The sequence below is a fragment of the Paraburkholderia sp. SG-MS1 genome (assembly GCF_012275575.1).
In the GTDB taxonomy this organism is placed as follows: Bacteria; Pseudomonadota; Gammaproteobacteria; order Burkholderiales; family Burkholderiaceae; genus Paraburkholderia.
The window spans coordinates 1-8,438 of record NZ_NPIH01000194.1 but is presented as its reverse complement, the minus strand read 5'-3'; the positions used below and the strand labels follow the sequence as shown (position 1 = coordinate 8,438).

General features: G+C 65.2%; 10 protein-coding genes. 9 read left to right on the top strand and 1 reads right to left on the bottom strand.

Going from position 1 to position 8,438, the window contains the following annotated elements:
* From gspD to gspF, 3 genes are all read left to right on the top strand, one after another.
* Nucleotides 1–1,351: type II secretion system secretin GspD (gene gspD / locus CIC12_RS14920; protein ID WP_168664860.1), on the top strand; the 1,351-nt coding region annotated here is incomplete at its 5' end.
* Entirely contained in the window at nucleotides 1,348–2,865 is a 1,518-nt protein-coding gene (gene gspE, locus CIC12_RS14915) for a type II secretion system ATPase GspE (protein WP_168664859.1), read from the top strand. The genes gspD and gspE, both read left to right, overlap by 4 nt.
* Nucleotides 2,866–2,869: 4 nt before the next feature.
* Nucleotides 2,870–4,087, top strand: a complete 1,218-nt coding sequence (gspF, locus tag CIC12_RS14910; protein WP_168664858.1) for a type II secretion system inner membrane protein GspF — start codon at nucleotides 2,870–2,872, stop codon at nucleotides 4,085–4,087.
* A gap of 178 nt (nucleotides 4,088–4,265) precedes the next feature.
* Here gspF and CIC12_RS14905 read toward each other — a convergent pair whose 3' ends face one another.
* Nucleotides 4,266–4,679 carry a type II secretion system protein N gene (locus tag CIC12_RS14905; protein WP_168664857.1) on the bottom strand — a complete coding sequence of 138 codons (414 nt, stop codon included), beginning with the start codon at nucleotides 4,677–4,679 and terminating at the stop codon, nucleotides 4,266–4,268.
* 158 nt (nucleotides 4,680–4,837) lie between these two features.
* On the opposite strand from CIC12_RS14905, the gene gspG reads away from it, so the two are divergent.
* From gspG to gspL, 6 genes are all read left to right on the top strand, one after another.
* The gene (gene gspG, locus CIC12_RS14900) at nucleotides 4,838–5,302 is read left to right on the top strand and encodes a type II secretion system major pseudopilin GspG (protein ID WP_168664856.1); all 465 of its coding nucleotides are present in this window, start codon (nucleotides 4,838–4,840) and stop codon (nucleotides 5,300–5,302) included.
* Nucleotides 5,303–5,423: 121 nt separating this feature from the next.
* Nucleotides 5,424–5,981, top strand: a complete 558-nt coding sequence (locus CIC12_RS14895; RefSeq protein ID WP_168664855.1) for a GspH/FimT family pseudopilin — start codon at nucleotides 5,424–5,426, stop codon at nucleotides 5,979–5,981.
* Nucleotide 5,982: 1 nt separating this feature from the next.
* Nucleotides 5,983–6,399: a type II secretion system minor pseudopilin GspI gene (gene gspI / locus CIC12_RS14890; protein ID WP_168664854.1), complete on the top strand. Its 417-nt coding sequence runs from the start codon at nucleotides 5,983–5,985 to the stop codon at nucleotides 6,397–6,399.
* Nucleotides 6,377–7,054, top strand: coding sequence for a PulJ/GspJ family protein (locus tag CIC12_RS14885; protein ID WP_168664853.1), 678 nt, complete (start codon nucleotides 6,377–6,379; stop codon nucleotides 7,052–7,054). The genes gspI and CIC12_RS14885 overlap by 23 nt, the downstream gene beginning before the upstream one ends.
* 1 nt (nucleotide 7,055) lies before the next feature.
* Nucleotides 7,056–8,183, top strand: coding sequence for a type II secretion system minor pseudopilin GspK (gene gspK / locus CIC12_RS14880; protein ID WP_168664852.1), 1,128 nt, complete (start codon nucleotides 7,056–7,058; stop codon nucleotides 8,181–8,183).
* A gap of 28 nt (nucleotides 8,184–8,211) precedes the next feature.
* On the top strand, nucleotides 8,212–8,438 hold a 227-nt coding region (gene gspL, locus CIC12_RS14875), incomplete at its 3' end, for a type II secretion system protein GspL (RefSeq protein WP_238812620.1).

Here is an 8,438-nt window from a genome sequence, read left to right as displayed (position 1 = left end):
GCCGCTGACCGGCAGCGGCTCGGGCGGCAACAATGCCTCTGGTTCCAGCGGCCTGCTCGGTGGCGACAAAGACAAGGGCGACGACAACCAGGCCGGCGGCATGATCCAGGCGGACTCTGCCACCAACTCGCTGATCATCACGGCGGCCGAGCCGGTGTACCGCAATCTGCGCGCGGTGATCGACCAGCTCGACGCACGCCGCCCGCAGGTCTACATCGAAGCGCTGATCGTCGAGTTGAACTCGAACACGAGCGGCAACCTGGGCATTCAGTGGCAGATCGCGAACAACTCGCTGTTCGCCGGCACCAATCTGTCGACCGGTTCGAGCAACAGCATCATCAACCTGACGGCGGCCGCCGCGGCGGCCGGCACCACCGGCGGCCTTGCCACGGCGCTCGGCGGCGGGACTTTGCAGCAGGGCCTGAACGTCGGCTGGATTCACAACATTTTCGGCGTACAAGGGCTCGGCGCGCTGCTGCAAGCGCTGTCGCAAAACTCCGACGCGAACGTGCTGTCCACGCCTAACCTGATCACGCTCGACAACGAAGAAGCGAAGATCGTCGTCGGGACGAACGTGCCGATTCAAACGGGTTCGTATTCCAACCTCACGAGCGGCGCCACGAGCGCGGCGTTCAACACGTTCGACCGCGTCGACGTCGGTCTGACGCTGCACGTGAAGCCGCAGATCACCGACGGCGGCATTCTGAAGCTGCAGCTCTACACCGAAGACTCGGCGATCGTGAACGGCACGACCAACGCGACGACCAACCCGTCGGGCCCGGAGTTCACGAAGCGCTCGATCCAGTCGACGGTGCTCGCCGACAACGGCGAGATCATCGTGCTGGGCGGTTTGATGCAGGACAACTACCAGGTCAGCAACAGCAAGGTGCCGTTGCTCGGCGACATTCCGTGGCTCGGTCAGCTGTTCCGCTCCGAACAGAAGACGCGCGAGAAGACGAACCTGATGGTATTTCTGCGCCCGGTGATCATCAACGACCGCGATACCGCGCAGGCCGTGACGTCGAACCGTTACGACTACATCCAGGGCGTGCAGGGTGCGTACCGGTCGGACAACAACGTGATGAGGGACAAGGACGATCCGGTGATGCCGCCGATGCCGCTCGGCCCGAGTCAGGGCGTGCCGCCCGCGATGAACCTGTTCGATCTGAACCAGATGCGCCGTCAGCAGGCGGCGCCGCAAGCGCCGCAGCAAGTGCCGCAGCAAGTGCCGCAGGCCGTGCCGCCGTCGAGCCCGCAGCCGGTGCTGCAAACCGCCCCGCAGCCGGTCACCGCGCCTTATCCGACGACCGGCACGGAGCCGACCACCGCATCACCGGGAGCGCGTCCGTGATTCAGGCGCCCGCGCAAACCGCGCCCCGCGCGCCGGGCGGCGACCCCGCCAACGGCGAGCGCGCCGCGCCCTCCCCACTCGCCGCGCGGCTCGTGCCGTACGGCTTCGCGCGCAGCGGCCAGATTCTGGTCGCGCATCAGCACGCGGACAGCCTCGAAGTGTGGATCAGCGAGCGCACCAGCGAAGCCGCGCTCGCCGAAATCACGCGCAACTTCGGCGCGGTGTCGGTTGTACGTTTGCCTGCCGACGAACTCGCGCAGGCGATCAACCAGGCGTATGCGCGCCAGGACGGCAGCGCCGCGCAGGTGGTCGGTGAAGTGGAAGGCGAAGTCGATTTGTCACGTTTGATGCAGGACATCCCCGAGGTCGAGGATCTGCTGGAATCCGAAGACGACGCGCCGATCATCCGCATGATCAACGCGCTGCTCACGCAGGCGGCGCGCGAACAGGCGTCGGATATCCACATCGAGCCGTTCGAGAATGCTTCCGTGGTGCGCTTCCGGGTCGACGGCACGCTGCGCGATGTCGTGCGCCCGAAGAAAGCGCTACACGGCGCGCTGATTTCGCGGATCAAGATCATGGCGCAGCTCGACATCGCGGAGAAACGCTTGCCGCAGGACGGCCGTATCACGTTGCGCGTCGGTGGGCGTCCGGTCGACGTGCGCGTCTCGACGCTGCCGACCGGTCACGGCGAGCGCGCGGTGCTGCGTCTGCTGGAAAAAGACGCGTCGCGTTTGAACCTCGAAGCGCTCGGTATGGCGCCCGACACGCTCGTCAAGTTCGACAAGCTGATCGGCAAGCCGCACGGCATCGTGTTGGTGACGGGTCCAACCGGCTCCGGCAAAACGACCACGCTGTATGCGGCGATGTCGCGGCTCGAGACGGCCACGACGAACATCATGACGGTCGAAGATCCGATCGAATACGACCTTTCCGGCATCGGCCAGACGCAGGTCAACGAGCGGATCGGCATGACCTTCGCTCGCGCGTTGCGCTCGATTCTGCGGCAGGACCCGGACGTCATCATGATCGGTGAAATCCGCGACCTCGAAACGGCGCAGATCGCGGTGCAGGCGTCGCTCACCGGCCACCTCGTGCTGGCCACGCTGCATACGAACGACGCCGCCTCCGCGGTCACGCGTCTGACCGACATGGGCGTCGAGCCCTATCTGCTCGCCTCCTCGCTGCTCGGCGTGCTGGCGCAGCGGCTCGTGCGGCGGCTGTGTCCGGTGTGCCGCGAAGAGCGCACCGAGGACGACGGGCGCGTGCGCTGGCATCCGGTGGGCTGCGACAAATGCGGTCAGTCCGGTTATGCGGGACGGCGCGGCGTCTACGAACTGTTGTTGATCGACGAGTCGATCCGCACGCTGGTTCACCGCAATGCGGCCGATGCGGAGATTCTCACGGCCGGCCGCGAGCAAGGTATGCGTACGTTGCGTGAGGATGCGAATCGCTGGCTCGAGTCCGGGCTGACCTCGCTGGAAGAAGTGATTCGCGTGACGGGCGGAGCATAAGCGCATGCCGGCATTTCGTTTCGAAGCAATCGACGCGGCGGGCAAGGCGCAAAAAGGCGTGCTCGACGCGGACAGCGCGCGCAGCGCGCGTACCAACCTGCGCTCGCAAGGGCTCACGCCGCTCGTCGTCGAGCCCGCCGCATCGCGCATGCGCGGCGAGCGCAATCAACGGCTGTCGCTCGGGCGGCGTTTGTCGCAGCGCGAACAGGCGATCCTTACGCGCCAGCTGGCCAGTCTGCTGATCGCCGGTTTGCCGCTCGACGAAGCGCTCGCGGTGCTCACCGAGCAATCGGAGCGTGACTACATCCGCGAGCTGATGGCATCGATTCGCGCCGAAGTGCTCGGCGGCCACTCGCTCGCCAATGCGCTGACGCAGCATCCGAAAGACTTCCCCGAAATCTACCGGGCACTCGTTGCCGCCGGTGAACACACCGGCAAGCTCGGGCTGGTGCTGTCGCGCCTCGCCGACTACATCGAGCAACGCAACGCGCTCAAACAGAAGATCGTGCTCGCGTTCACGTACCCGACCATCGTGACGATCATCGCGTTCGGCATCGTCACGTTTCTGTTGAGCTACGTGGTGCCGCAGGTGGTGAACGTGTTCGCCAGCACCAAGCAGCAACTGCCCATCCTCACCGTGATGATGATGGCGCTGTCCGGATTCGTGCGTAGCTGGTGGTGGGCGGTGCTGATCGGCGTGCTGGTGGTGGCGTATCTGGTGCGCTCGGTGCTCAGGCAACCGGGCCCGCGCCTCGCGTTCGACCGCTGGCTGCTGACCGCGCCGCTGCTCGGCAAGCTCGTGCGCGGCTATAACACCGTGCGTTTTGCCAGCACGCTCGGCATTTTGACCGCAGCGGGCGTGCCGATTCTGCGCGCACTGCAAGCTGCCGCCGAAACGCTCAGCAACAACGCGATGCGCGAGAACATCGACGACGCGATCGTGCGCGTGCGCGAAGGCACGTCGTTATCGCGCGCGCTCGGCAATACCAAGACGTTTCCGCCGGTGCTGGTGCACCTGATCCGTTCGGGCGAAGCGACCGGTGACGTGACGACCATGCTCGATCGTGCGGCCGACGGCGAGGCGCGCGAACTGGAGCGCCGCACGATGTTCCTGACGAGCCTGCTCGAACCCCTGCTGATTCTGGCGATGGGGGGCGTGGTGCTGGTGATCGTGCTGGCGGTAATGCTGCCGATCATCGAGTTGAACAACCTCGTGCAGTGATGCGGGAAGAGACCGGATGGCGCGGCGTCGGGTTGACGACGACGGGCGCCGCGCAATCGGTTGAGGTGGGTTGAAGCGGTTCAAGCTGATTGATGCGGTTGATCCGGCAAAACACGGGCAAAAAGCGCAGTCCAGATTAAAGCGCGCAAGCCGCGCGCATTCGCTTCAGCGCCGGTGTCTAGCGCACGTAGATCGTAGGACCGCCGGCGTTGGCGGGCAGAAAGACTTCGGAGTGCGCGCCGTTGCGGTCGATGATGATCGAGCGGGCCCGGACCTCGGAAAGTTTGGCGCCTTGCATCAGCGTGCTGCCGAGCGACACCGCATGCGGCGGTTCACCGCCCACGCTGACAATGGCCGCGGCGCCTTCGCGCAAGGCGAGGATGCCGAACAGATGCACGTCCTGGTTGGCGCTGCGCGTGAGCTGGCCGCCGAACAGCGTGGCGGCCTGGTCGGTCGAAACCTGCGCGTGCGCGGCCGCCGCGGGCAACGGCGCGCCGGACATCGTGGTGAGCGTGATGACCCAGTAGGTCAGCGTCGCGCAAAAAACGGCGAACAGCGCGAGCGACAGAAGGCGGATTTGGATGGCGTTCATGCGCATCATTGTACGGACTATTGTGAAAATTGCGTTGCGTTGGAACCCTTCAACACCATGACATTAAAATGACCGCCCGGGCGTGTTCAATAGCGGCCTGATAGCTGACAGCGAATCCCGCCCAGTCGAAAATTTCACCTGAAAAGAGGTAGCAAGCTATGCAACTGTCGACCACTCGCCGCACTGTTATCGCGGGTTCGCGCAGCCGTCGTCAGCGCGGTTTCACGCTGATCGAAATCATGGTCGTGATCGCGATTCTGGGCATTCTCGCCGCGCTGATCGTGCCGAAAATCATGAGCCGTCCGGACGAAGCGCGCCGGGTCGCCGCCAAGCAGGACATCGGCACGGTGATGCAGGCGTTGAAGCTCTATCGTCTCGACAACGGCCGCTATCCGACCCAGGAGCAAGGCCTGCGCTCGCTGATCGAAAAGCCGACCACCGACCCGGTGCCGAGCAACTGGAAGGACGGCGGCTACCTCGAGCGTCTGCCGAACGATCCGTGGGGCAACACGTATCAGTATCTGAATCCGGGCGTCCACGGTGAGATCGACGTGTTCAGTTACGGCGCGGACGGCAAGGCCGGCGGCGAAGGCAATGATTCCGATGTCGGCTCGTGGCAATAGGCGCGCTGCACGACTTTTGATTCTCCCGCGCGCAATGCCCGCGCTGCTCTGCAGTGATGTTCGCGCGCTTTATCGATACATCGTCGTTTGATCTTGGGTTGATCGTTTCGTGGCCGGCACTATGCGTACGTCCGCTTGCAAGTCCCCTGTGGACACTCCGTGTACGGTCTCGCCGCCGCGCGCGGCGTGCGCCGGCGCGCGTCGTTCGCGCCTCGCCGGCAGCCGGCGCCGCGCCGCGGGCTTCACGCTGCTCGAAATGATGGTGGTGCTGGTCATCGCGGGCCTGCTGGTGTCGTTGACCGCGCTAACGATGACGCGCAATCCGCGCACCGATCTGAACGAGGAGGCGCAACGTCTCGCGCTGCTGTTCGAATCGGCGGGCGACGAAGCGCAGGTGCGCGCGCGTCCCATCGCGTGGCAACCGGTCGAGGGCGGCTTCCGGTTCGATCAACGCACTGAAGATGGCTGGCGTCCGCTGCGCGACGATCTGCTCGGGCCCCGTCCGTGGGAAGGCGGCGTGACCGGCGTGACGATCAGCTATCCGGGCTCGGATTCGCAGCCGAGCCGCGTCGTCTTCGGCACCGAAGCGATCGACGTGCCGGTGCAGATCACGCTGTTTTCGGCGGCGGGGCGCGCGACGATCGTCGGCACCGGCAATGGCCGCTATGAGGTGCACTGAGATGCGTCGTTGCAGCAGCAGGACCGCTCGTCAGCGTGCCGCACGCGCGCAGCGCGGTTTCACGATGATCGAAGTGCTGGTCGCGCTTGCGATCATCGCGGTGGCGCTATCGGCGTCGTTGCGCGCGGTCGGCAGTCTTGCGAGCGGCGAAGCCGATCTGCACCGACGCTTGCTGGCCGGCTGGAGCGCGGACAATACGCTCGCGCAATTGCGGCTGACGCATGCGTGGCCGAACGTCGGCGAAACGAGTTTCGATTGCTCGCAGGGTAATTTGCAATTGATCTGCACCGAGCATGTGACGGCGACGCCGAATCCGGTGTTTCGTCGTGTGGAAGTGATGGTGACGATGCCTGGGCGTTCCGGCAATCTCGCTCAGATGGTCACGGTGGTCGCGAATGAAAACAACCGCTCGCTCTGAGCGCTGCCGCCGATCGGGCGCGCGTGGCTTCACGCTGATCGAATTGCTCGTCGCGATCGCGATCATGGCGGTGATCGCCGTGCTGTCGTGGCGGGGGCTCGACCAGATCATTCGCGGCCGCACCACCATCACGAACGCGATGGAGGAAGAGCGTGTCTTTGCGCAGGTATTCGACCAGATGCGGATCGACGCACGCCAGGCCGCGTCCGACGACGAGTCCGGGCAGGCAGCGATTTCACTGTCCGGCAACACGCTGCAGATCGTGCGGCAGATGAACTTGCCTGGCACGGCGCCGCGCCTGCAGGTGGTGCGCTACCGGGTGTCCGATGGGCGCGTGATCCGTTACGCGTCGCCGCCGCTCGCCAATGCAGGCGAATTACGACGCGCATTGCGCGGCAGCGAAGGCGAAGGCTGGAGCGCGGTGCCGTTGATGGGCGGTGTCGGGGTGATCTCCGCGCGGCTCTATGTGCCGAAGCTCGGCTGGACCACACAGATGAAAGACGTGCAGAGCGCGATCACCGAGGCCGACAATAACCTGAAGGTGCCGCAGCTCGGCAATGCGCCGCTGCCGCGCTCGGTGACGGGGCTCGAAGTGAGCGTCGGCGCCCGCTCGCTGGCGCGGCCCGTGACGCGGGTTTTTCTGGTCGGAGAATGAAATGAAATTCTCTTGCTCATCTCCGCGACGCTTTTCATCTTCTTCACGCCCGCCATCTCGCGCGCGAGAACAAGGCGCGGCGATCATCAGCGCGCTGCTGGTCGTCGCGTTATCGGCGATTCTGGTCTCGGGCATGCTCTGGCGCCAGCAGGTGCAGATTCGCCGGATCGAAAACCAGCGGCTGCTTTCGCAGGCGCAATGGGTCGCGCGCGGCGCATTGGACTGGACGCGCCTGATCCTGCGCTCGGAAGGCGATACGTCGGCCGGCATCACCTATCTCGGCGGACTGTGGGGCGTGCCGATCGCGAAGACGCGCCTGTCCGATTTCCTTGGCCAGATCGGTGAGGTCCGTGCCGAGCAAGGCGCGGCAACCTATCTGTCCGGTTCGATCGAAGACGCGCAGGCGAAATTCAATCTGCGCAATCTGGTGGCGAGCCCCGCGCCTGGCGTGATGCAACTGAACCTTGAACAGATCGGCGCGTATCAGCGCCTGCTGGTGTCGCTCGGCGCGAACAGCCAGCTCGCGAAAGCCACCGCCGTACAGGTGCGCAACAGTCTCTCGCAGTCGGCGACCCGCTTCCAGAGCGTCACGTCCACCAGCGGCTCGACGACATCCGCGACGCCCACCATTCAAGGCGGTGCCACCGGCGGCAACTTCACCGACAAACCCGGCATCGAAGACGGCGACGACAACGCGGCGGTCGCGCCGCTGCAAATGACCGGTGTCGATTCGCTGCTCGACATTCCCGGCTACACACCGGAGATGGTCGCGCGCTTGCGCCCCTTCGTCACGGTGTTGCCGACCGTCACGGCGCTCAACATGAACACGGCATCGGCCGAAGTGATCGCGGCGGTCGTGCCGGGCATGAGCCAGTCGGCTGCGCAAAGTTTCGTCGCGAGCCGCACGACGGTGTTCTTCCACAACGTCAGCGACGTGCAGCTCGCGTTGCGCGGCGCCGGCGTGCAATCGGTCGCGATCGATCCGGCCGAGATGGACGTCAACTCGAACTACTTTTTGATCCACGGCCGCGTGCAGCACGAACGCGCCGAGGTGGACCGCACGACGCTCGTCTATCGCGATGCGATGACTCACACTACGCGTATCGTGCGGGTACAAGACCAACTATGAACAACGCAATTCCCAGAGAGAGTGGCCTTTGAGCACGCTGATCGTCCTACTGCCGCCGCGTGATCCGGCGGTGCCATCGCAGGAATGGCAATTGCCGGAGCTGCCGTTCGTTCTGCTCGACAAGTCGGGCCGCACTCAGCGCGCCGGCCGCTCGGCGCTCGCGCTGCTGCCGCGCGCGACGTCGACGGTGCTGATGGTCGCCGCGCGCGACCTGCTGATGATGCCCACGACGCTGCCGCCGTTGCGCGGTCCTAA